The 21,336-nt window shown below is 63.2% G+C and carries 18 protein-coding genes; 10 read left to right on the plus strand and 8 right to left on the minus strand.

Going from position 1 to position 21,336, the window contains the following annotated elements; genetic code table 11:
* The first annotated feature begins 5 nt into the window (after positions 1-5).
* Positions 6-254: a hypothetical protein gene (locus WC698_00095; GenBank protein ID MFA6038654.1), complete on the plus strand. Its 249-nt coding sequence runs from the start codon at positions 6-8 to the stop codon at positions 252-254.
* Positions 255-269: 15 nt separating this feature from the next.
* On the opposite strand, the gene WC698_00100 is transcribed toward WC698_00095, so the two are convergent.
* The 5 genes from WC698_00100 to WC698_00120 all read right to left on the minus strand — a co-directional run bounded on the left by WC698_00100 (position 270) and on the right by WC698_00120 (position 7,062).
* A complete protein-coding gene (locus tag WC698_00100; GenBank protein ID MFA6038655.1) occupies positions 270-3,482 on the minus strand; it encodes an S-layer homology domain-containing protein in 3,213 nt (1,070 codons plus the stop codon).
* Positions 3,483-3,577: 95 nt separating this feature from the next.
* Positions 3,578-4,735: an MFS transporter gene (locus WC698_00105; GenBank protein ID MFA6038656.1), complete on the minus strand. Its 1,158-nt coding sequence runs from the start codon at positions 4,733-4,735 to the stop codon at positions 3,578-3,580.
* Positions 4,736-4,870: 135 nt separating this feature from the next.
* Entirely contained in the window at positions 4,871-5,680 is an 810-nt protein-coding gene (locus WC698_00110; GenBank protein MFA6038657.1) for a hypothetical protein, read from the minus strand.
* A gap of 160 nt (positions 5,681-5,840) precedes the next feature.
* Positions 5,841-6,803, minus strand: coding sequence for a metallophosphoesterase (locus WC698_00115; GenBank protein MFA6038658.1), 963 nt, complete (start codon positions 6,801-6,803; stop codon positions 5,841-5,843).
* A gap of 100 nt (positions 6,804-6,903) precedes the next feature.
* Complete coding sequence (locus tag WC698_00120) at positions 6,904-7,062, minus strand: hypothetical protein (protein MFA6038659.1); 159 nt, start codon at positions 7,060-7,062, stop codon at positions 6,904-6,906.
* A gap of 258 nt (positions 7,063-7,320) precedes the next feature.
* Here WC698_00120 and WC698_00125 point away from each other — a divergent pair, with 258 nt between their 5' ends.
* The 5 genes from WC698_00125 (at position 7,321) to WC698_00145 (ending at position 12,714) form a co-directional block, all read left to right on the plus strand.
* Entirely contained in the window at positions 7,321-8,310 is a 990-nt protein-coding gene (locus WC698_00125; protein ID MFA6038660.1) for an AI-2E family transporter, read from the plus strand.
* A 139-nt stretch (positions 8,311-8,449) separates the two neighbouring features.
* Positions 8,450-9,439 carry an ABC transporter substrate-binding protein gene (locus WC698_00130; GenBank protein ID MFA6038661.1) on the plus strand — a complete coding sequence of 330 codons (990 nt, stop codon included), beginning with the start codon at positions 8,450-8,452 and terminating at the stop codon, positions 9,437-9,439.
* A complete protein-coding gene (locus WC698_00135; GenBank protein ID MFA6038662.1) occupies positions 9,436-11,304 on the plus strand; it encodes an ATP-binding protein in 1,869 nt (622 codons plus the stop codon). Before WC698_00130 ends, WC698_00135 begins: the two co-directional genes overlap by 4 nt.
* A 47-nt stretch (positions 11,305-11,351) precedes the next feature.
* Positions 11,352-11,723 carry a response regulator gene (locus WC698_00140; GenBank protein ID MFA6038663.1) on the plus strand — a complete coding sequence of 124 codons (372 nt, stop codon included), beginning with the start codon at positions 11,352-11,354 and terminating at the stop codon, positions 11,721-11,723.
* Positions 11,724-11,775: 52 nt separating this feature from the next.
* Positions 11,776-12,714: a matrixin family metalloprotease gene (locus WC698_00145; GenBank protein MFA6038664.1), complete on the plus strand. Its 939-nt coding sequence runs from the start codon at positions 11,776-11,778 to the stop codon at positions 12,712-12,714.
* 77 nt (positions 12,715-12,791) lie between these two features.
* On the opposite strand, the gene WC698_00150 is transcribed toward WC698_00145, so the two are convergent.
* Positions 12,792-14,075, minus strand: a complete 1,284-nt coding sequence (locus WC698_00150; protein ID MFA6038665.1) for an aminoacyl--tRNA ligase-related protein — start codon at positions 14,073-14,075, stop codon at positions 12,792-12,794.
* Positions 14,076-14,154: 79 nt separating this feature from the next.
* On the opposite strand from WC698_00150, the gene WC698_00155 reads away from it, so the two are divergent.
* The gene (locus WC698_00155) at positions 14,155-14,895 is read left to right on the plus strand and encodes a VIT1/CCC1 transporter family protein (GenBank protein MFA6038666.1); all 741 of its coding nucleotides are present in this window, start codon (positions 14,155-14,157) and stop codon (positions 14,893-14,895) included.
* A gap of 480 nt (positions 14,896-15,375) precedes the next feature.
* Here the strand turns inward: WC698_00155 and WC698_00160 are convergent, their stop codons facing one another.
* Positions 15,376-15,792, minus strand: coding sequence for a divergent PAP2 family protein (locus WC698_00160; protein ID MFA6038667.1), 417 nt, complete (start codon positions 15,790-15,792; stop codon positions 15,376-15,378).
* A gap of 30 nt (positions 15,793-15,822) precedes the next feature.
* Positions 15,823-16,800, minus strand: coding sequence for a hypothetical protein (locus WC698_00165; GenBank protein MFA6038668.1), 978 nt, complete (start codon positions 16,798-16,800; stop codon positions 15,823-15,825).
* Between the two features lie 180 nt (positions 16,801-16,980).
* Here WC698_00165 and WC698_00170 point away from each other — a divergent pair, with 180 nt between their 5' ends.
* From WC698_00170 to WC698_00180, 3 genes are read left to right on the plus strand one after another with little or no spacing between them, the layout of a single operon-like run.
* Positions 16,981-17,367: an HPF/RaiA family ribosome-associated protein gene (locus WC698_00170; GenBank protein ID MFA6038669.1), complete on the plus strand. Its 387-nt coding sequence runs from the start codon at positions 16,981-16,983 to the stop codon at positions 17,365-17,367.
* Positions 17,364-18,914, plus strand: a complete 1,551-nt coding sequence (locus tag WC698_00175) for a 7TM domain-containing protein (protein ID MFA6038670.1) — start codon at positions 17,364-17,366, stop codon at positions 18,912-18,914. The genes WC698_00170 and WC698_00175 overlap by 4 nt, the downstream gene beginning before the upstream one ends.
* A gap of 18 nt (positions 18,915-18,932) precedes the next feature.
* Positions 18,933-21,308: a tyrosine/phenylalanine carboxypeptidase domain-containing protein gene (locus WC698_00180; protein MFA6038671.1), complete on the plus strand. Its 2,376-nt coding sequence runs from the start codon at positions 18,933-18,935 to the stop codon at positions 21,306-21,308.
* The last annotated feature ends 28 nt before the right edge of the window (positions 21,309-21,336 follow it).

The raw sequence follows: 21,336 nt of genomic DNA on the forward strand, positions 1-21,336 counted from the left end.
GGACGATGGATGATACACGTAAGGCCGGTGCCGTAGAAGCGTCACAGAACCGTATGCCACTCCTCAAGCGCCTTGCCCCCTCCTTTCTTCTGCTCTCCCTCCTGCGTCCCATGGAGAAGACCATGCACCGCGCGCAGCGCATCATGACGCTCGCCGTGGCCACCCTGGCGGTGACGCTCATCGCCTTCGTCATCATCGCCATCGCGGCGGCCCTGTGGATCGTCGCGTTTTTCCGGGATTGGCCGGCGTCCTAGTGCCGTCCGTCCGCTTCAGTTCGCCGGTATCGTAAAGGGCAGCGCGCCGCAGTTATCCACTTCGCTCGATTCCGCGAGGGCTTCGGTGGCATCCGCGCATACGCGCATGTAGTAGGTGCCCGGCGCGAATGCCTGGCCGTTCGGCTGCTTGAGGGAGAACCAGTCGGTGACGTGGTACGTCCCATGGACGAGGCCGGGGATATCCCGCATGGTCCCGTACTCCGTCCACGGCCCCGTGCCGGCGGTGCCGAACATCACCTTTGCCTTCGTCGTCCGAGTCTCATCACCCAAGCCGCGGTTACGCACGGCAACGGCAACATCCGCCGTGCCGCCGCCGCGTCCCTCCACGGTCATGGAGTAGACGTGGTAGTTGGGGAGGTTGGTGCCGGTAGGGACGGAGGCTGACGAAGAGACGGAGGAGGAGGAAGAGGCGAGAGAAGAGGAAGAGGAGAAAGAGGACGACGACGAAGAGGCGGCGGCGGGAGCCACCACGGTGAACGTCGCTTCCGCACAGTTATTGGCGGAGTTCGTGTCACCGATGAGGTCCTGCGGCCCGTCGTAGGCCACGTTCACACAGATGCGCACGCGGTGCGTGCCGGCGATGGGGGTCCAGGGGACCTTGGGAGGCAGCACGGCGCTGCTCCAGGTGATGGTGCGCGTTTGACCGCGGACGAGCGGATCCACGCCCGCATACATCACGCCGGTATAGTCATACGTGCCGTTCGCGCCGGTGTCGATGTCGTAGCGCGCATGCGACCATTTCGCGTACGCATCACCCTGGTTCTTCGCCGTGAAGGTGAAGGAATAGGTGCTCCCCTGCACAATGGGTGCGGGGTAGGCGTACAGGTTGCTCGCCGCATAATCCGGCGTTGACGAGGAGGCGCCGGCAGAACTCCCTGCACTGGAGCTGTACGACGGGCTGTACGAAGAGGAGGCCGAACTATAACCCCAGGACGAAGAACTATAGGAAGGACTCCAGGAACTGGATTGCCACGTGTTCGGATAGCTCGAAGAGTATCCCCAAGAACTCGACTGCCAGGTGTTCTGGTAACTGGAGGAATAGCCCCAAGAACTGGATTGCCACGTATTCGCCGTACTTGAGGAATATCCCCGGGACGAAGAACTGTAGTAAGGGCTCCAGGAACTCGATTGCCACGTGTTCGGATAGCTCGAAGAGTATCCCCAGGAACTCGACTGCCAGGTGTTGGGATAACTGGAGGAATACCCCCAAGAACTCGAACTTGCCGTGCTCCACGGGGCGGAAGACCGACTGCTGCTGCTCCGGGAGGAGGAAGTTCCCCACGTTTCCGCGGAGGAAGCGCTGCCGCAGGAAGTGGGGAGTGCCGTTACCATGTTCCCTTGCTCCAGGAACGTGAGGACGCGATACACCACCATGGCGGCTTCCGCGCGGTTGAGGGTGATGGAAGGCCCGAAGTTCCCGGAGGGGTATCCCGTCATGATCCCCGTGCGCTGCATGGCGGCGATGGCCGCAAAGTGCGGGTGCGAGGGGGGGACATCCGGATACGTCTGGCCGGCCGCGTTGAGGTCCGCTTCCGCAAGGCCCAAGCTCCCGAGGAGCATGTCCCCCGCGATGCGGTGGACGAAGCCCGCCTGTTCGGCGCGGGTCGCAGGCCGGTCCGGCGCGAAGCTCGCCGCAGCGTCCATCCTCCCCTCCTGCAGCAGGCCGCAGAGCGGGGTGAAGGCGAAGTGGGTGGCGGAGACGTCGTTGTATTCCTGTACGCATCCCTGCGGTTCGCCGATCAAGGAGGTGGTGCGGAGGAGGCGATAGAGCATCGTCACCGCCTGCGCGCGGGTCACCTGGTCCGATGGTCCGAAGCGGCCGTCATCGTACCCGCGGACGATGCCGAGGGCCGTGAGACGGTTGATGGCAGCCGAGGCCCATTCCGGCACCGCATCCGTGAAGGAGGGGGAGGGGCAGGAAGGCGAGCCGGTCTGGGGTGCGGCATCCGTGCCGGCGCTTGAGGAAGAGTCATCTTCCGTCCCTTCGGCGGTGGCTTGGGAGGACCAGGAAAAGGAAGAGGAGGAAGAGGAATAGTTGTACGGGGCGTAGCTGGAGAAGGAAGACGCGGAGGAATAGTTGGAGGGAGAGGAGGAACGGGAGGAAGCGGTTGTGGAAGGCGGACGGTTGATGGTGAGGGGGAGGGGGGTGCCGCAGTTATTGCCGCTCTCGGATTCACGCAGTTCCCCGGCGGTGTCCACGCATGCCCGCACCATGTGGACGCCCACGGGGAAGGGGCCTTCCTGGGTCACCCTGTCCGTCCACCGCTGTTCCCGCCGCTCACCGGCCGCAAGCGTAGGGATGGAGATCGCCGAAGGGAACAGGTCCACCCACTCCCCTTGCTGGTACATCTTGTACTGCAAGTACGCGCCGCCATTCCCCACGGCATCGCTCCCGCGGTTCTCCACGGTGACGTTGAAGTCGATGTGCCCCGTGGTGTAGCCCGTGACGCGCGAATACGGGATGACGTAATCGGGGAGGGCGGAACTGGATGATCCGTCCACCGTCCGGTAGTCGTTCCGCTCATTCCAGTAGGAGGAGGAACTGTAGGAGGAAGACCGGGCGGCGCTTGAGCTGCTCACGATCTGGTACGTGGGGGTCCGCTCGTTCCAATAGGAGGAGGAACTTGCCGTTCGCACGGAGGAAGAGTTGGAGCGGGCCGAAGAGGAAGTGTTGCCGGTGGTGCTCTCGCCGGGCGAGGTGACTGTGAAGACCAGATCGGTGCAATTGTTCACCGTGTCATTCTCCTGTAGTTGGAAGTCTGGATCGTCGGTGGGGATGGCGGCGCAGATTTTCACATTGTGCGTTCCTACGGTCGGCGTCCAGTCGAGGGGCGGGGGGACGCCCGTGTTCGCCCACTGTGCGCTGGTCTGATAGTTCGCCGAAAGGCTGGGCACGATGGTCTGCCCTCCCGTACGATCCCACGTACCGTTGTTACCGATGTCCAGCTGCAGCGATGCGTACGTGCGGGTCGTCGCACGGGTGGTGGAAATGTTCAGGATGCGGCCGACGAAGACGATGCTCCGATCAGTGCGTGCGGGGGAGGGGGAAATCTCGATGCGTTCCACGATGTAATCGGGAAACGGGCTTGTCACCGCGGCGCCGAGACGTGTGCCTGCCGTGGCGACGGCAATGGCGCCCATGGCCAGGAAGGCGAGGGAGAGGAGCGCAGGCATGCGGGCCGCGCGGCGGGTTTTTCTGGAGCCCATAGGACAAGGGGGTATGGATGTTGGTTTCTAAAGATAATTATAACACAAATTAATATAATGTCATATACCCATATTCGGCTTCCCGTAGCGGAACCTTATTCCTGCTCCTTCACAAAGAGGAGGAGCAGAAACGCAAGTGTTGTGAGGATGATGGCGAAGAGGAAGGGGGCTTGCAGGCCATAGCGGTCCCACAGCACACCCGCGATGAGGGAGGAGGGAAGGCTCATCATACCAATCATGAGCTGAAAGCCCCCCAGCGTGCTCGCCACGTATTCCTTGGGGGCGAGTTCCGCCGCGAACGTCTTCTGCACGGGGTCCAATGCCCCCTTGTGGAGGCCGTAGAACGCGAAGGCGCTGATGAGGATGAGCGGATGCCGGAAGACCAGGAAGATCACGCCCACGGCGATCCACGAGAGGATGGAAGCATAGAGAAGGGGCTTGCGGCCGAACCGGTCGGCGAGTCTCCCCGCCGGTACGGAGACAATGGTGGCGACCAGCGTGAAGAGGAGGTAGAGGAGCGGCACTTCTCCCGTGGCGAAGCCGAGGGTGTTGGCCGCCAGGAGCAGGAAGGAATAGCTGAAGGCGCCGAGCTCCAGGAGCGCGCTGGCGAGGGTGTAGAGGCGGAGGTTGGGAGAGACGTCCCCGAACCGGATGCCGCGGAACAGCGTGCCGGAGTGCATGCCTTTCTCCTTAATACTGAAGAACACCAGGAGCGCGGCTGCCACGGAGGGGATGGCCGCGAGGAGGAAGATGGTCCTGAGCGGCAGGAAGCGGATGAGGATGAGTGAGAGGGTGATACCCACCAGCGCCCCCATGTTGTCCATCGCCCGCATGAAGCCGAAGTGCGAACCGCGGTTCTCGTGCGTGGAGAGGTCGGAGACGATGGCGTCGCGGGGGGAACTGCGGATCTTCCCCGAGCGGTCCAGGATGCGGAACGGGATGATGAGGAGCCAGGTGGGCGCCAGCGCGTACCCGATGCGCGCCACGGTCCCGAAGCCGTAGCCCATCCATACGAACACCTTCCGCTTGCGGATGCGGTCCGAGAGGTACCCGGACACCGCCCCGGACACGGAGACCACCGTGTCCCCCAATCCGTCGATGAGCCCCACGGCCGTCTTGTTCGCCCCCAGCACCTGCGTGAGGAAAAGGGGCCACACGGAGTAGATCATGTCCGCGCCCGTATCGTGCAGGAACGACGCCCACCCGAAGGTGCGGACGGTGCGGCGGGTTTCCTGGGAGGTGACCTGCGTCATGGCGCAGAGTGTACCACGGCTTCGTAGCGCCCTTCTCCCCTCGCGGAACGATCGAACTGCCGTAGTCATGGGAAGACACAACAAAAAGCCCGACCGAACGGCCGGGCTTCTCTGATCTGAGACCTGTCGGATGATCTATTCTTCCACCCTCTGCACTTCTTCGCGGTCGTCAGAATAAATCGTCCCTGCTTGCAGGTTCGCTTTCACAGGGAAAACCCCTCCCACCCACCCTTCATGGTGGAAATTGATCGTCACCAACTTATACTTGGTGGTATTGCCGGGCTCTGCGCTAATGCTTGCGTTCCCCAAAGCATCCTCGGGGTTCTCGCTGCCAGAGTTGAATACACGTACCATGCCCTGGGCAGTCTGCGTTGAAGGATTCGCGATTGCTACCCAAATCTTTGCCGTGTAATCATCACCATGATCGATAACCTTGGAAATGCTTTGTAGAATGTTAACAAAGAAATCATTTGCAGGCAGGGCCTGGCTAGTTCCATCTGGAAATGCCTCTAAATCAAATGCCGCCGGCACATCCGTACCTTCATATAACATCGAATGAACATAGAAAGTCCGATTATCTTGGGCGAGGGGAACACTGTACGTAAAAGTGTGTTCGATTGTCTGGCCGGGCGCCACGTCCGGCCCCTCCCTATCGGTCACGAATTCTTCAACTTCAACCGAACCTGAAGCCGTCAGCATGGAAAAATGCGTCTTCCAATGATACGTCTTGTTCGTCGTACCGTTACTCGCCGCGATGGATACCGAGTAAGTGATGGTATCTCCTACCGTCTGTTTGGTCAGCGAGCTTCTATTTATGTTGACGTCAGTGAGGAGGGCAGGAGGCGGCGGAGGGACTTCGCCGGGAGGATCTCCGGGCCCCGCCTGGGCTACGCTTGTACTTGCCATCAACCCGGCCAACAACAACAGGCTAAGGAATCTTTTCATACACAATGATGGGTAAGAAGTAAAAGTTTCCCGATTCTACGGAGCGACTTCCGGCGGTCAAGGCTCTTGAGAAGAATTTTCTGTTGCCTTCCTCCCGCAAAAACCAGGAGGCGTTATGAAGAATGAAAAGCCCAACACACTTCTCCCATAACATCCGGGTTCAGACATGCATCCCCTTCCAGCACCAGCGGAGCGATGCGGTGGGAATGGGTTCGCTTTCCATGGGACGGGGCAGCGTCACCATGCGCCGGTGCAAACGCCGCGGTGTAAGGGAGAGTTCCAGGGCTCCGTAGCCGCTCCACCACAGGGGGGCGGTGGAGGGGCACACGGTGGTGTGGCGGAGGAAGGGGAGGAGGCCGGGGGTGCGCGTCATCCACTGCGCGCCCGGCATGCGCCCGAAGGTCCGGAGCAGGTTGCCGCTGCCCGGCCGGTGGAGGTCGCCGCCGACCACCGCGTGGAGCCGGCGCCGGTGCGGGGCGAGGACGTGGAGGAGGTTGCGTACGGAGAGGGGGTTGTGGATGAAGAGGGTCCACCGCTTGTCCCGGTGCTGCGCCAGCGTGTCCGCAATGAATTCCTCCTGGGCCCGCTTGAGGAGGAGCAACCCCGCCGCGTTCCCGCGGTAGTCCGCCACAGGCGAAGCGACGCCGAGGAGGAGGGTGTCCGCAATCATCCGCGACCAGAAGGGGGGTCCGAAGACCCGTTCCCATGCTTCGAGCGCGGGTGAGAAATCACGGGTGTCCCCGAACTGGTGCGTACCCACATCGTGGTTTCCCACGCAGTAGTGCACCGGCACGCCCAAGCCGCCCAAGTCCGCCTCGCAGCGCGCCGCCTCGCGCAACACGTCCGGGTGCGCCATGCCCGCTCCCCCGCCGCCGGTCACGTCGCCCAAGTGTACGATGCATTCCGCGCCGCTCCCGTGGAGCCATTCCAGCCCCGCTTGGTACGCACGGCGGATCTCCGCTGCGATGCGCGCATACAGCAGTTCCTGCTCCGGGGGAGGGAGCAGCTTCATCCAGCCGGGGAACAGCGCATCGCTGTCGCTCGTAGGCGCGAAGAGGTGCGTATCGGCAATGCATGCCGCCGCGCACGTTGCGCCGGAGAGCCGGGAGCTCCGGAGGCGCACTGGCCGGGAACCCTAGCAGCGGAACCGGCGGCTGTCATGGCACTCTTGCACGATAGTGCTTCTGTGCGATGGTACGTTCTTCTTCTGCCGGCTCCCGCTCTTACGGTTTCATCTTGCCGTCCCGTCCCATGCCTGCGTCGTTGCCCCCTTCCTGTTCCGGCATGTCCTGGCCCCTGCGGCGCTCCTCCTCTTCCATGCCTTGCCCCTCCCTGCGGTCTTCACGCTCCGTTCCCTGCTGTTGCGATCCTTTGCGTTCCATAGTGAATGTGGGGGAAAGAAATAGAGGTACATTCTCTGACGGCCTTTCCCCGGCCGGCTTACGATCTTGATGGCTAAAATTCCGTGGAATAGAAGCCAAAATTCGGAAAAGAGACCTCTCCGCACCTCTTCACTGCCCTTCGGGAGAGCACGCCTCCCGCCGTAAGGCGCAGCGGTGCGCATCCGTCAGGGTAGGCACGCTTCCGCGCACACCCTGGAAATCGAACGCACAGCATCAGATCGGCACTTCCGTTGGAGGGTGGCTACCGCCGTGGTGATCACCCTGGCCATTGCGGGGGCGGTCCTCTTCACCTGGTACACGGCGGACGCGCTCCTCGTGGGGTTCGCCGGGATCCTGCTCGCCATCGGGTTCAGCAGCGTGCGGGAGGCCTTGGAACGCCGGATGGGCTTGCGGCGCAGGAGCGCACTGGCGGCAACCTTCGCCTTCGTCCTCCTGCTCCTCGGTCTCATCGGATGGGTGCTGGTCCCCAGCATCGCGGGGCAGTTGCAGCAGGTGTGGGAGAACATCCCTTCCTCCGTCACCGCCCTGCAGGCGCAGCCGTGGTTCCTGCGCTTGGAGCGTTTGTTCCCCGGCCTCATGCGGTCCCTGCCTTCCGTTCTTCCCCTGGACCGCATCGCGGGATTCCTCTCCGCCACCTACAACGCCTTCTTCCAAATCGTGCTGGCCGTGTTTGTGGGCATCGCGCTCACGCTGGAGCCGAGCACGTACGTGCAGGGCTTCCTCACCCTTTTTCCCCGCGAGCGGCGAGGGCGCGTGGCGGAGGTGCTGGCTGCCCTCTACGTCACTCTCCGCCGATGGCTCCTGGGGCAGCTGCTCTCCATGATCGCCGTGGGTGTGCTCACGGCCGTCGGCCTCACGATGGTGGGCATGCCGTTCGCCCTTTCTCTGGGGGCTCTGGCTGGTCTGCTGGAATTCATCCCCACCCTCGGCCCTTTCCTGGCGGCGGTCCCCGCCGTGCTGCTCGCGTTCCTCCACGGACCGTGGCAAGCCTTGCTCGTGGCGGGCGTGTACCTCATTGTCCAATCGGTGGAGAGCTACCTGCTCGTTCCCTTTATCCACCGTTACACCGTCTCCGTGCCGCCCGTGGTGGCGGTGATTGCGCTGGTGCTGTTGGGAGTGCTGCTGGGTCCCCTGGGCGTCCTCCTCGCCATGCCCCTCACCGCGAGCATCGTGGTGCTGGTGCGGATGTTGTACATCGAAGACGTGCTGGGGGAGCGGAACGGGTGATGATAAAGAGAAATAGAGTCGCAAGCACCAATCGTCTGAACGAATGCCGTTTGGTACTTGGTGCTTGGAGCTTGGTACTTTTCCATGTGTCGTTCTGCTTTCCCTCCCGCTCTCCAGCACGCTATTCTTCTTCCTCCACATGCGTCGTCCTCCGGTAGCGATCATCGGCCTGGGAGCGGTGGTTGCCCTTGCCGGCATGGTCGCCATCGGCTTCTTTACCCCAACGCGGGGATCCCGGACACTCACGCTCGCGTATCCTTCCCTCATCTCCTCCGCCCTCATCTACGTGGCGGAAGACCGGGGCTTCTTCACGCAGGAAGGAATGGAGGTCGTCCTACAGCCCCATAGTGTGGGGAGGGATGCCGTCCGTTCCCTGGTGGAAGGGAAGGCGGATGCGGCCGTGGCGTACGAAACCCCGTTGCTCCGGCAAGCATGCGACGGCAAAGACCTTGTGGCGCTCGCCCAACTCCATACCTCGGAGCGCAACACCGGCCTCATTTTGCGGGGGACGGGTGCGGACATCGTCTCCCTGAAGGGGAAGGCCGTGGGCGTCCCCCGTGGAACGAATGCGGAGTTTGTCCTGCAGCAACTCCTGCGCTTCCACGGCCTCACGTTCCGCGACATCATCGTGAAGGATATTCCGTTGCCCGCGTCCCTCGAGGCATGGGAGAAGGGGGAAGTGCAAGCGCTCGCCCTCTGGAACCCGATCCTCTCCGATGCCGCGCAAGCGGCGCGGGAACAAACGCAGACGGTCTTCTCCGACGTGTATACGGAATCCTCCGTCCTCATGGTCCGTTCCGAAGACAGTGCCCGCCGGCGGGGTGCGCTGGAACGCCTGTTGCATGCGTTCAAGAGGGCCGAGCGGTTCATGGGGGAGCACCCGGAAGAAGGGCGGGCCATCGTGCAGCGGAACCTGAAGATCCCGCCCGAGCAGTTGGCGATATTCTGGCCGCACTTTGACTTCCATGTGACGTTGAGCAACGTGCTCATGTCCATACTGGAGAACGAAGCGGCATGGTTCCGCGACCAGGGGGAATGCCCGTTCCCCGTGCAGACGGAGATGCTCATCGATCCGCAACTCCTGCGTTCCATGGATCCGCTCGCCGTCACCCTCGAATCAAAACTATGACGTTAGCAAAGAAGATCCTCGTGCCGTTCGGCATCCTCATCGCCATCTGGGGAACGCTCTCGCTGTACTTGCTCTTCCAGTTTGCCGACCGCCAGCGAGAACTCTCCCGGTATACGGACACCTTCCTGGAAATCCATGATGTCAACCATGAGCTGGCGAACCGCGGACGCCATCTGGAAACCGACTTGCTCTCCTATGCGCTCACGGGGGACGCGCATATGCTCCCCTCCATCCGGTCGGCGGAGGCGGCGGAACGTGTATTGTTGGAGCAGCTCTCCACCCTCACGCTTGCAGGGCGGGGAAAGGAACTCACCGAGGAGTACATCCGCAGCCGGGACAAGGTCCGGGATATGCGCGTGCAAGCGGTGGAGGCCATCCGGCTTGGGGACAAAGCGGCGGCGGGGTTCACGCTGGACAAATGGATGATCCTCACCCGGGCCAGCCAAGCAAAATCGGAGGATGTGAACAAGTACCACAGCATCCTGCTCGGGCAGCACGTGGAGAACGGGCAACGGCTCATGCAGCGGGCCATGGAAGTGTCCACGTTCTTCGCCGCCCTCTGCATCCTCCTGCTTCTGATCTTCTCCTTCTACCTCCGCTCCTCCCTTATCCGCCCTCTCGCGGAGCTCACGCGGCAGGTACGGAAGGTGACGGAAGGCGACCTGCACATCTTCCCCGCGGGTTCCCTGGGTACCGACGAGATCGGGCAGCTCACGTCCTCCTTCACGGAAATGACTGCCAAGTTGCGCCATACGTACCGTTCCTTGGAGGAGAAGGCGGAGCGCAGCGCAGGGGAGCTGGCGGTGAGCCAGGAGCAGTTCACGCGCGCCTTCCGCGATTCCTCGCTGGGGATGTGCCTCCTGACGCCGGAGGGCGCCCTGTTGGAGGTGAACGCGGCCCTCGCCCGCATGATGGGGTATGCGGAGCGGGATGCGGCGCAGGTCCGTCCCTTGGACATCATCCATGCGGAGGATCAGCCCTTCATCCAAGAGCAGAAGCGCGCCATGATCAGCGGGTTGCATGACGCCATCCAGGTGGAGGTACGACTCCTGCACAAGCGGGGCTACGCCTTCTGGGCCCTTGCCAATGCCTCCCTCGTGCGGGACACGCAAGGGGTGCCGCTCTACTTCATCGTCCAGGTGCAGGACATCCACCGTCGGAAGGTGGAGGAGATGGCGCAGTCCGAGTTCGTGGCACTCGCCTCCCACCAACTGCGCACGCCCCTCACCAGCGTCCGTTGGACCTTGGGGCGTGCCCTGCGCACGTTGCGGGGGAAGGTGGATGACGGGGACATGCGTCTGCTGGAGGAAGCCCGCCGCGCCACCGTGAACCTGGCCGGCATCATTGACGCCATGCTCACCATCTCCCAAATAGAGGCGGGCAAGGTGACCGTGCGCATGGAGGATGTGTGCGTGCGGGACCTCATCCAGGCGCTGCGGGAGGAATTCAGCGGCCCCTGCAAGGAGAAGCGCCTGGGCGTCCGGGTGGACATCCCCCCCACGCTCACGCTGTGCACGGACCGGCGCTTACTGCGCGAGTGCGTGTCGAACCTCTTCTCCAACGCCATCAAGTACACGCCCCCGGGGGGGAGCATCAGCTTCGAGGCCGGGGAGAAGGGCTCGGACGTCCGCATCACGGTGAGCGATACGGGGTTGGGCATCCCCATGCACCAGCAGGAGCGGGTATTCAGCAAGTTCTTCCGCGGCGACAACGTGGTGATGCACGAGCCCAACGGCACCGGGCTCGGCCTGTACCTGGTGGCCACCGTCGTCCGTCTGTTGCGGGGGAAGGCGACCTTCCGGTCCCGGGAGGGAGAGGGCACAGTTTTTAGCATCCTTTTGCCAAAAGAATGGAGAGATCATTGACGGATACACCCGGGGTTGGAATGATGGCTCCGCATCCGTTTCCTTTCATGCCGCAACCCTACATCCTTCTCGCGGAGGACGACCTGACCATCGGGGAGATGATGAGGCTGACGCTGGAGGAGAGCGGGTACGCCGTCCGGAGCGTGCGGGACGGCGCGGAGACGCTTGCTGCGGTGGAGGAGCGTGCGCCGGTTCTGCTTTTCCTGGATCTTCTCATGCCCAAGAAAGACGGGTACGCCGTGCTGGAATCCCTCCGGGAGAGCGGCCATGCCTTCCCCGTTGTCGTTCTCTCCAACCTCAGCGATGACCGCAGCAGGCAACGGTGCACAGCGCTGGGGGCTGCGTCCTACTTCGTGAAGAGCAACATGGATGAGGAGGCGCTGCTGGATTTGGTGAAGGAGTACGCGCGGAGAGCGTGACGTTTCCCGTTGTTCGAAAAACGAGAAACGGTCTTCTGGTATGATCTCCCCCATGGTGAAACACATCGTCTCCTGGACTCTCACTCTCCTCTTCCTCACTGTCGCCGGTCTCTTTGTGTACCGGCAGTTGCCGTGCCGGAAACCCATCGTCTACAGCGTGGGGCGGGTGGATGCGCGTTTTGGCATGGGACAGGAGAAGTTCGCGCTGGCAGTGGAGATGGCGGAAGCGCTGTGGGAAGGCGCCACGGGACGCGGTCTCTTCCACAGGGTCGGCACGGGGGGCATGGTCATCCGCGCCGTGTATGACAACCGGCAGGCGGCACGGGAGCGGCTGGAGGAGATCGGCCTCCGGCTGGACCAGGGGAAGGACGCGTACACCACCCTCCATGCGCAGTATGAGGAGAAGCGCGCGGCGTACCTGCGCCTCCAGACGGCGTACGATGCCCAGGAAGCAACCTACCAGCGCGAGCGGACGGATTACGATTCGGACCTGCAGTCGGTGCAGGCGCGGGGGCCGAGCGAGGAGGACTACAACCGCCTGGAAGGTAAGCGCCAGAGCGTCAACCGCCTCGCGGACCGCATCAATGCCCAACAGGGCGCGCTGCGAGACGCCGTGGACGAAGTGAACGCGCTCGTGGGGATGCTGCGCCGCGTCGCCGAGCAGGAAAACATGTCCATCGAGGAGTACCAGGACGTGGGGGAGAGTATCGGGGAGGAGTACGAAGCGGGGGCGTACGAGCGCGTTTGGGGCACGCAGAGCATCACCGTGTACGCGTTCAGCAAACAGGACGAGCTCATCCGCCTCTTGGCGCATGAGATGGGGCATGCCCTGGGCATCGGCCACCTCAGTGAGCCGGATTCCGTGATGTACCGCCTCAACCAAACAGGCCCCATTGCCCTTTCCCCCGCGGACATCGTGGCAGTGGAGAAGCAGTGTGCAGTGGCGCCACGCCTGTGGGAGAGCGTGAAGGCGCTGTTTTCAAGGAAATAGAGCGCGGGACTTCGGCCGGCAGGCAAAATGCCGGCACTCCAACAGCTTTCTGTTCGCCCAGGACGCGCTCCGTTCCGTCAGGCAGATACAGCCCGGAGGTTGCCGAGGACGTCCGTGAGGGGGACGAGGGTGACCGTACCCGTGCGGCGGTCCTTGAGTTCCGCGCCCTGCGCCTTGAGTGTCTTGGGGGAAACCACAATGCGGCAGGGCAAGCCCATGAGGTCCGCATCGGCCATGCGCGAGCCCGCGGAAAGGTCCACGCGGTCATCGAAGAGGGTGGAGATGCCCTCCCGCTCCAGTGTTTCCCGCAGCGTCACGGCGGCGCCGTAGGCTTCCTCTTCCGTCGTCTTCACGATGGGGATGATGTGGGCGCGGGCGGGCGCGACGGCGACGGGCCACACCAACCCCTGTTCGTCCGCAAACGCTTCGGCGATGATCCCCATCAGGCGGGAAATGCCGATGCCGTAACAACCCATCACCACCTCCTTCATCGTGCCGTCTTTCGCGTTGTATGTGAGGCCGAAAGGCAGCGAGAACTTGGTGCCCAACATGAAGATATTGGCCGCTTCCGAGGCCTTCGCTTCGCGGAACTCCTTGCCTCCCGTCACGGGGCAAACGGTCTTCCCCGGTTCGTAGATTTCCTTGTTCACCGCGATGCGTTTCCCTTGGCGTTCCGCTTCGACGCTCACGAAAATGCCGTCTTCCCCGTTCTCCAGGAGCACCTGGTACTCATGGGAGTACTTGGAGAAGGTGCCGCCGGCGGCGTAGGTAAGGTAGGTCTTCTCCCCCAGCCCGATCCGTTCGAACACCCGGTCGTACGCGCCCTGCACCGTGGCGTAGTACTTCTCCAAATCACCCTGGTCCGCGTGGAAGGAGTAGAGGTCCTTCATGAGGAACTCGCGCCCGCGCAGGAGGCCGGATTTGGCCCGCAGCTCGTTGCGGAACTTGGTCTGGATCTGGTAGGCCGCGAAGGGGAGGTCGCGGTAGGAGTGTACGAATTGCTTCACTATGGGCGTAATGATCTCCTCATGCGTGGGGTTGAGCCCGTACTCCTGCTCCCCGGCGGCGGGGACGCGGAACAGCACGTCGAACACTTTCCGGTCCCACCGTCCCGTCTTCTCCCAGTACTCCCGGGGGGAGAGCGCGGAGAGGAGGACTTCCTGCCCGCCGATGCCCTCCATCTCCTCCCGGACGACCGTCTCGATGTTCCGCAGGACGCGGAGGCCGAGGGGGAGGAACGAGTACACACCGGCCATGGTCTTGGCCACGAAACCCGCGCGCACAAGCAGTTCCGCATTGCGGCTGTCGGCGTCGGCGACGGAAGTCTTGGAAGTCTTGGCGAAGAGCCGGGAGAGGAGCATGCGGCCAGCCTATCATCCGGAGCGGGTGGCGGCCATAGGCGGTTGTATCCCCCTCCCCTCCGCCTGCTACCATACGCCCATGATGAACCACCCGGACATCAAGAACCGCCTGGCGCAGCACCGGGCGCAGGAGATCCACGGCAGCGCCCTGGGCCCCTTCATCCACGACATCGTCTTCGGGGCGCACGACGGCATCGTCACAACCTTTGCGGTGGTGGCGGGCACGGTGGGAGCGGAGCTTCCCGTCTCGGTGATCGTCATCCTGGGCGTCGCCAACTTGCTGGCCGACGGGGTTTCCATGGGTGCGGGAGCGTACCTCTCCATCAAGGCGGAGAAGGACCAGTACGAGCGCATCCTCAAGGAGGAGCTGCAGGAAATCGAGCATGTCCCCGAGATGGAGCGCGAGGAGATCCGCGAGGTCTTCGAAGCCAAGGGGTTCACGGGGGCGGATTTGGACCGCGCCGTGCAGATCATCACGGGGGACAAGAACATGTGGGCCAAGACCATGATGCACGAGGAGCACGGGTTGACGGGGGAGACCACGTCCCGGCCGTTCCTCCACGCCCTTGCCACGTTCCTCGGATTCGGCTTCTTCGGCGCGGTGCCGCTGCTCCCGTACCTGTTCGGGGTGGGCGGAGAGCACCAATTCCTTGTCGCGGTCCTCTCCACGGCCGTCGCTCTCCTCTTCGTGGGTGTGACGCGGAGCATCGTCACGCGGGAGCGCGTGGTGCGGGGTGTGGTGGAAGTGTTGGCGGTAGGGACGGTTGCGACAAGTGTGGCATATATCACCGGTACTTTGCTGAGAGGAGTATTAGAGTAGGGAGTAGGTGGTAGGGGGTAGGTTGTAGGGGATTAGGTAAAGATGTAAAGTATAGTTGATGTTGAATGCAATACGGTCCCATAAGGACCTTGTCGTTTGGCAAAAGGCGATGAGTCTCGTCGAAATCGTCTATCAGTACACGGAACGTTTCCCACGGTCCGAAATGTACAATCTTGTGCAACAAATGAGAAAATGCGCAGTGTCCGTTCCCTCGAACATCGCAGAAGGGAAAAGGCGCGGAACCAAAGCTGACTATCGGCATTTTCTCCTGATCGCTTTTGGATCAGGGGCTGAACTTGAAACACAATTGGAGATATCCCGACGCTTGAAGTATGGAGACTCAGCACTTGCCGAAAAAATAGAAATCCTTCTTTCCGAAATTATGCGCATGCTCAATGCCATGATACAAAAGCTACACACACCTTCCATACGTCCCTGAACAGAAGGCTACAACCTACCACCTACAACCTACCCCCTCGTTCATCCGGCAATCCACACCCCCATGGCCGTTACCAGTGCCCCGAACAGTATGCCGCCGACGACCTCCTTGAGGGTGTGCCCCAGCCGCTCCGTCAAATGCTGCCAGTGCTGCAGGCGGTTCAGGATTTTCGCCTGTTCCCCGATGGCGTGGCGCGAGCTGAAGGCGTCGTACCAGGTGATGGAAGCGAACACGAACGCGATGGCGAACTCCACGGATTCCACGCCCAGCTTCTTCCCCACGATGATGAGGAGGGACGTGACGAACGCGGAATGCGAGCTGGGCATGCCGCCCGGGTGGAAGAGGCGCAAGTGCCCGGATCCCGTCTTCACCTGTTCCACGAGCATCTTCGTGATCTCCGCGAGGATGAGGACCACGAGGGGGATGAGGAACAGGTAGGTATGGAGCAGATTCTGCATGGGAGGAAGTATAGCGGAGGTCAGTGTTCCTCAGGCAGCGGGTTGCTGCGTAGGAGGCGGGGCGGCTGCGGCGGGTGCCGCTGCGGGCGGGGCTTGCGTAGGTTGTGCGACGGCGCGCGCTTCCTGTTCCTGCGCCGCTTCCGCAGTCCGCGCCGCCGCATCGCCGTTGAATGTGCCGGATGCTTCGATCACTTGCGCGAGTGTGTACTCCTTTCCGCTCTCCGGCTTGAGCGTTTGCCGCACCACTTCATCCGCGTATCCCAGGAACCCGCCCTCCGTCCCCTCCGGATATCGCGAGCGGAGGAGGGGGTGTTGCCGCAGGAGGGCCGCGTGGTTCGCCCGGAGCTTCTCCAGCATTGCCAAATCCTTCGCGGGATCGCCTTCCTCCTTCAGCTTGCCGGGGTTCATCCGCGCGCGTATTCCCGCGAGCTCCTTCTGGTCCTTCTCCGTCATGCCGGCAGGCAGGGCAAGCAGCCTGTCCGCCCATTCCTTCTGTCCCATGAATGTGAGCAGTGTTGCCAGGCTCTTCTTGCTGTTCTGGGGGATGCCGCGGATGAAGCCGGAGATCTTCTCCCATATCTTGCCGAACCACGCAATGACCGTTGTCAGTCCGTTCGTCGCAATATCCGCCGTCTTTTCCCATCCCTTTGCGGCGCTCTGTCCCGCCGTATCGAGGATCTGTTCCGCCTTCGCTTTCATGCTGTCTGCTTCCGCCGGGGATTCCCGCTTTTCACCCTCTTGAGCTTGTTCCGGTGGTGCCTCTTGGTTTTCGGGTAGTGAGGGGGGTTGCAGAGGTTGGGTCTTGGGGCGGTCTCTCTCGACTTCGGCTGCAATTTTGCTCTCACCAGTGCGCGTGTTCTCTATCACGACATTCCTCTGCTGTTCGCGTTGCACTTGAACAGCCTCACGGCTGCCGGCGGTGACATCTGCATTGCTCTCGGTGTCCGTGCGGTGCTCCTGCGGGGAATGCTCCAGCGGGCTTGGGTTTTCCATCGGTGCTTCGGCCATAGCGAGGTTGGGGATGGGTTTTTGTGAAGGGGGCGGATCGTGCCCCTTTCTAGGTATTATAGCGTATTTTCGCTACTATCGCAATTTCATCCCGGGGGGGAATACGGGGCGACTCCGTCGTCAGGGGCGGGTTATTTGTGCTATGGTCAGACCCACTTTTCCCCCTTCCTCACCTCCCCTATGAACGTCCAGCACTTTGAGAAAGGCCTGCATTACAGCGATCGTGATTTGATAGTCCTCGCCAAGAAACTCGGCAGGCTGGCCACGTACTGTGAACGCCTCAAGGATGAGTCTTCCGCCATCCGCGTGGAAGCGGAGCGGCGGCCGACGAAGAAGGACAAGGACCAGGTGAAGGTGATGATCACCGTGTCCCTGCCGGGGAAGAAGTTCCGGGCGGAATCGCGCCGGAAGAGCCCCATTGATGCGGTGGACCGTTGCATTGAAAAACTGGAAGCGCCGCTCAAGAAGTACAAGGAACTGCATACGGGGCGGGGGAAGGCGGCCAAATTCGCCACCAGGCGCACGCCGCGGAAGCGGCGCGCCTCCGCTCCCGCCATCGCCGCGTGAAGCCGTGGAGCGTCCGCCTCGCGGCTTCGATCCTCTTTCTCGGGTTCCTTCCCCTGGGGGGTGAGGCGGCGGGGGGACTTCTGGCACAGGTATCCCTCGGCCCTCCCCGCACCCAGGCGGTGATCAGCGCACCGGAAGACGTCCCCGCGCGCCGCCCCATCCTCCTCGACGCTTCCCAGAGCCGCATCGTGGGGCTCAACCCGCAGTACGTCTGGTTCGTGCGGGGCATGGACGAGCCCATCAGCAGGACGGTGGACGCCATCTATACTCCCGACCGCCCCGGCACCTACCTGTTCCGGCTCGTGGTGCAGACCACGGTGGACGGCAATTTGCAGCAGGACCAGACGGTCCATGAAGTGAAAGTGTACCAGCGCAAAGTGGTGCTCATCACCGACCAGAGCGTGGACCCGGCGCGCGTGGAGGCGCAGATCGCCGCCGTGAGCGGATCCCTGCTGCCCGGTTCCGGTCTTGCAGCCGGCCTGTACGTGAAGACGTTGAGCGCTCCCTTCCCCGCCTCTTCGGCGGACCGCTTCATGCAGTACCTGGGGGAACACATCGGCACGCTGCAGGGGGCGGATGCCATCATCCTGTGGACCAAGGATCCCGCCGGTTCTCTCCCCGCCCTCCAGCAGGCGCTGCGCCGCGCCAACCGGTCGCTCCTGGTCCGGGGGCGGAGCATCGTGCTGGTGACGGGAGGTTCCCTCAAAACGCTTGCGGAAACGGCCCGCGCCCCTTTTGTCGTCCTGCAGCCGGACCGGGTGGTCCTCCTCCACCCCGATGCGCTGGGCGCGCTCCTCCAATCGCCCGATGTCCCCTCCTTCCTCGAGGGGGCCGGCCAGCGCGACATAGACGTGGAGGTGGTGGACGCTTCCACGCACCCCGTGCCGCCGTGGCGCCCCCTCTCGCTCCTCGTCCACACCATGCTGGTGCGCGGCATCGCAGGCCAGACCGTGCTCCTGCTCCTCATGCTGCCGGTCATTGCCACCATCCTCTCGTTCCTCAAGCAGGTCATCGGGGTGGTCACGTATGGCCTGTTCGTCCCCTCCATCATCGCCCTCAGTTTCCTGGCGCTGGGATGGTGGGTGGGGGTGTTGTTCCTGCTCTTCATCGTGCTGGCGGGTTCCGTGAGCCGTTTCCTGGTCCGGCGCCTCCATATCCTCTTCATCCCAAAAATGGCCATCATCATCACGCTGGTGAGCATGCTCGTCCTCGTCCTCCTGGCTATCAACGTAGCCTTCGGCATCGTGGCCTCGCGCGATACCGTCTTCGTGCTCCTCATCATGTCCACGCTCTCCGAGAGCTTCCTCTCCGCCAAGGCGGAGCAGGGATGGGCGTCGGCGTCCACGGGCATCGCACAGACCGGCGGGGCGGCGCTCCTGTGCGTGTTCATCGTCCAGTGGTCCTGGTTTCAAACCCTCATTCTGGCGTATCCGGAACTTCTCCTCCTCACCATCCTGGCGAACTTCCTCGTGGGGAGGTACACGGGATTGCGGCTTTCGGAGTACGTGCGTTTCCGGGCCGTCCTGCAGCAGAGGGCGGAGGAATGAGGTATCCTCTCCTCCTCCATGTTCCCCATCGTCAAGCACGGCATCCTGGGCCTCAACGCGCGGAACCTGCTCTACCTCAAGCCCTTCAACCCCCAGCGGGCGGTGGCGCTGGCGGACAGCAAGCTGAAGACCAAGGCGTTCCTCTCCGCGCGCGGCATTCCCGTGGCCAAAGTGTACGGGCGCATTGAGAACCGCTGGCAACTGCGCGCGTTCGATTTCGCCTCCCTCCCCGATGAGTGCGTCCTCAAGCCCAATTTCGGGTATGGCGGGGAAGGCATCCTCATCCTCAAGGGGCGGCGCAAGGGGCGGTTCCTGGAGGAGGGTAGGGTGGAGGTTTCCGAGGAGCGGTTGCGGGAGCACATTGAGAACATTCTGGAAGGGCAGTTCTCCGTCAACGGGCGCGCGGATACCGCGTTCTTTGAGCGCATCCTGGCCCCCCACCAAGCCTTCGCCCCCTTCCGTCCCGCCGGCTTGCCCGATATCCGCATCGTGGTGTTCAACCTGGTGCCGGTGATGGCCATGCTCCGCGTACCCACCACGGAGAGCGGGGGTAAGGCGAACGTGCACCAGGGGGGCATCGGCATCGGCATCGATATCGCCAAGGGCGTCACCACGCACGCCGTGCAGGGCAACCGCCACCTGGCGCAGCTCCCCCACGGCGGCTCTCCCGCCGGCATCGCCATTCCCTTCTGGGAAGAGATGCTTCTCCTCGCTTCCCGCATCCAGACCATCACCAACATCGGGTACCTGGCCGTGGACTTCACGCTGGATCGGGAGCAGGGGGTTACGCTTCTGGAGGTGAACGCGCGCGCGGGGCTCATGCTGCAGGTGGCCAACCTCTCGCCCCTGCGACGGCGCTTGGAGCGCGTCAAAGGCCTCAAGATCAGCGCGCCGGAGAAGGGGGTGCGCGTGGCGCAGGACCTCTTCGGCCACAAGGTGCACCCAAAGGCGAGGGAACCCGTGCTGGACCGTCCCCGGCTGGGGGTGCAGGAAACCCTCACCATCCACGGGCAGGGCGTACGGATCGAGATTCCGGCGATCATCGCCCCCGCTGTCACCGAGCACTCCGTGTTCCGCCAGGACCTCATCGAAGAGCTTCGGAAAGCGGGTGGGGCGACGGAGGAGGAGAAGGGGGAGGACCGCACCTACCGTGTGAAGTTCACGCTGGGGGGACGCAAGATCTCCACGCTGGTCCACGTGGGGAGCGTGCCGGGCAGTGAGGCGCGCGCGGTGATCGGGCGGCGGGACCTGCAGGGGTACTACATCGACCCCACCAAGAAGCATCCGCTCGTCCCCGCCCACACGCGCGTGACGGTGAACCTGCGTCCCGTGGACCGTACGCTGTCGGAGATCGACGAGCAGCTCCTCCTCCTCAAGTACCTCAAGCCCATCAACCTGCCCGAGGAGCGGGAGCGCCTGGAGAACGATGATTCCCACAGCCCTCTCTTCCTGTATCCGGACCTCCCCGTGGACCTGGATGCCGTGGAAGAGCGCCTCCTCAAGGTCACGTGCGACGAGACGCCGCTGGGGGAGCTTCTGGCCAAGAAGCGGCGGGAACTCCTGCTGCGGGTGGCGCTCATCCGCACGCGGGGCGACACCCCCCGCTTCACCGCGGCGTCCCAGGCGCTCTTCGGGGCGCCGCACGCGGATATCCTGGGGGCGGCGCAGCACTTCCTCCGCACGCGAATCGCCAGCGACCTTCCCCCGCCCAAGAGCCAGATGCTCACGGCGGAACGCGCGGCGGAGGTCTTCGAGTGGGAACTGAAGAAGTACGGTCTGCATGAGTGGCAGGTACTGGTGCGGGCGGCGCTTGTGGCGGATTGCACGGTGGGCTGGCGGCGGCTGTACCTGCGGGAGGGGGCGCTCTTCTCCGAGGAGCACGTGCGATCACTGGTGGCGCACGAGATCGAGACGCACATCCTCACGTCCGAGAACGGCTCCCAGCAGCCATACACCCTGTTCCGGAGGGGCTTCGCGAACTACCTGGACACACAGGAGGGGCTGGCCGTGTTCAACCAGAACCGCATCCTCTCCCCCCATCACGAGAAGCGCAACGGCCCCGCGCGCAGTGTGCTGGCCGTCGCCTACGCCAAGGAGCACTCGTTCGTGGACACGCGGCGCCACCTCCAGGAGGAGCTGGGGTACCGCCCCGCCAAGGCGCTCACCAAGGCTATCGAGCTCAAGCGCGGCCTGCACGACACCGCGGAGCCGGGGTGTTTTACCAAGAGCCTCGTCTACTTCCGGGGATGGCACGCCGTGGAGCGTTTTGCGCAGGAAGGCGGGGACTTGAAGCGCCTCTACATCGGCAAGATCGCGCTGGAAGACCTGGAGCTGGCGGAGAAGGTGGAGGGAGTGGTTCCGCCGGGGCTGGTGCCGGATTTCCTGCGCCAATGATGTTCGCCGCGCCGTGACCTTTCGACAA

Source organism: Candidatus Peribacteraceae bacterium, from assembly GCA_041661065.1.
GTDB lineage: Bacteria > Patescibacteriota > Gracilibacteria > Peribacterales > Peribacteraceae > CAIKAD01.

Excerpts from the sequence above, each read along its gene's own strand:
- WC698_00130 (MFA6038661.1), top strand. The coding sequence starts at position 8,450 with ATGCGTCGTCCTCCGGTAGCGATCATCGGCCTGGGAGCGGTGGTTGCC.
- WC698_00140 (MFA6038663.1), top strand. The coding sequence starts at position 11,352 with ATGCCGCAACCCTACATCCTTCTCGCGGAGGACGACCTGACCATCGGG.
- WC698_00145 (MFA6038664.1), top strand. The coding sequence starts at position 11,776 with ATGGTGAAACACATCGTCTCCTGGACTCTCACTCTCCTCTTCCTCACT.
- WC698_00110 (MFA6038657.1), bottom strand. The coding sequence starts at position 5,680 with ATGAAAAGATTCCTTAGCCTGTTGTTGTTGGCCGGGTTGATGGCAAGT.
- WC698_00120 (MFA6038659.1), bottom strand. The coding sequence starts at position 7,062 with ATGGAACGCAAAGGATCGCAACAGCAGGGAACGGAGCGTGAAGACCGC.
- WC698_00100 (MFA6038655.1), bottom strand. The coding sequence starts at position 3,482 with ATGGGCTCCAGAAAAACCCGCCGCGCGGCCCGCATGCCTGCGCTCCTC.
- WC698_00160 (MFA6038667.1), bottom strand. The coding sequence starts at position 15,792 with ATGCAGAATCTGCTCCATACCTACCTGTTCCTCATCCCCCTCGTGGTC.
- WC698_00165 (MFA6038668.1), bottom strand. The coding sequence starts at position 16,800 with ATGGCCGAAGCACCGATGGAAAACCCAAGCCCGCTGGAGCATTCCCCG.
- WC698_00135 (MFA6038662.1), top strand. The coding sequence starts at position 9,436 with ATGACGTTAGCAAAGAAGATCCTCGTGCCGTTCGGCATCCTCATCGCC.
- WC698_00095 (MFA6038654.1), top strand. The coding sequence starts at position 6 with ATGGATGATACACGTAAGGCCGGTGCCGTAGAAGCGTCACAGAACCGT.
- WC698_00180 (MFA6038671.1), top strand. The coding sequence starts at position 18,933 with ATGTTCCCCATCGTCAAGCACGGCATCCTGGGCCTCAACGCGCGGAAC.
- WC698_00105 (MFA6038656.1), bottom strand. The coding sequence starts at position 4,735 with ATGACGCAGGTCACCTCCCAGGAAACCCGCCGCACCGTCCGCACCTTC.
- WC698_00155 (MFA6038666.1), top strand. The coding sequence starts at position 14,155 with ATGATGAACCACCCGGACATCAAGAACCGCCTGGCGCAGCACCGGGCG.
- WC698_00170 (MFA6038669.1), top strand. The coding sequence starts at position 16,981 with ATGAACGTCCAGCACTTTGAGAAAGGCCTGCATTACAGCGATCGTGAT.
- WC698_00150 (MFA6038665.1), bottom strand. The coding sequence starts at position 14,075 with ATGCTCCTCTCCCGGCTCTTCGCCAAGACTTCCAAGACTTCCGTCGCC.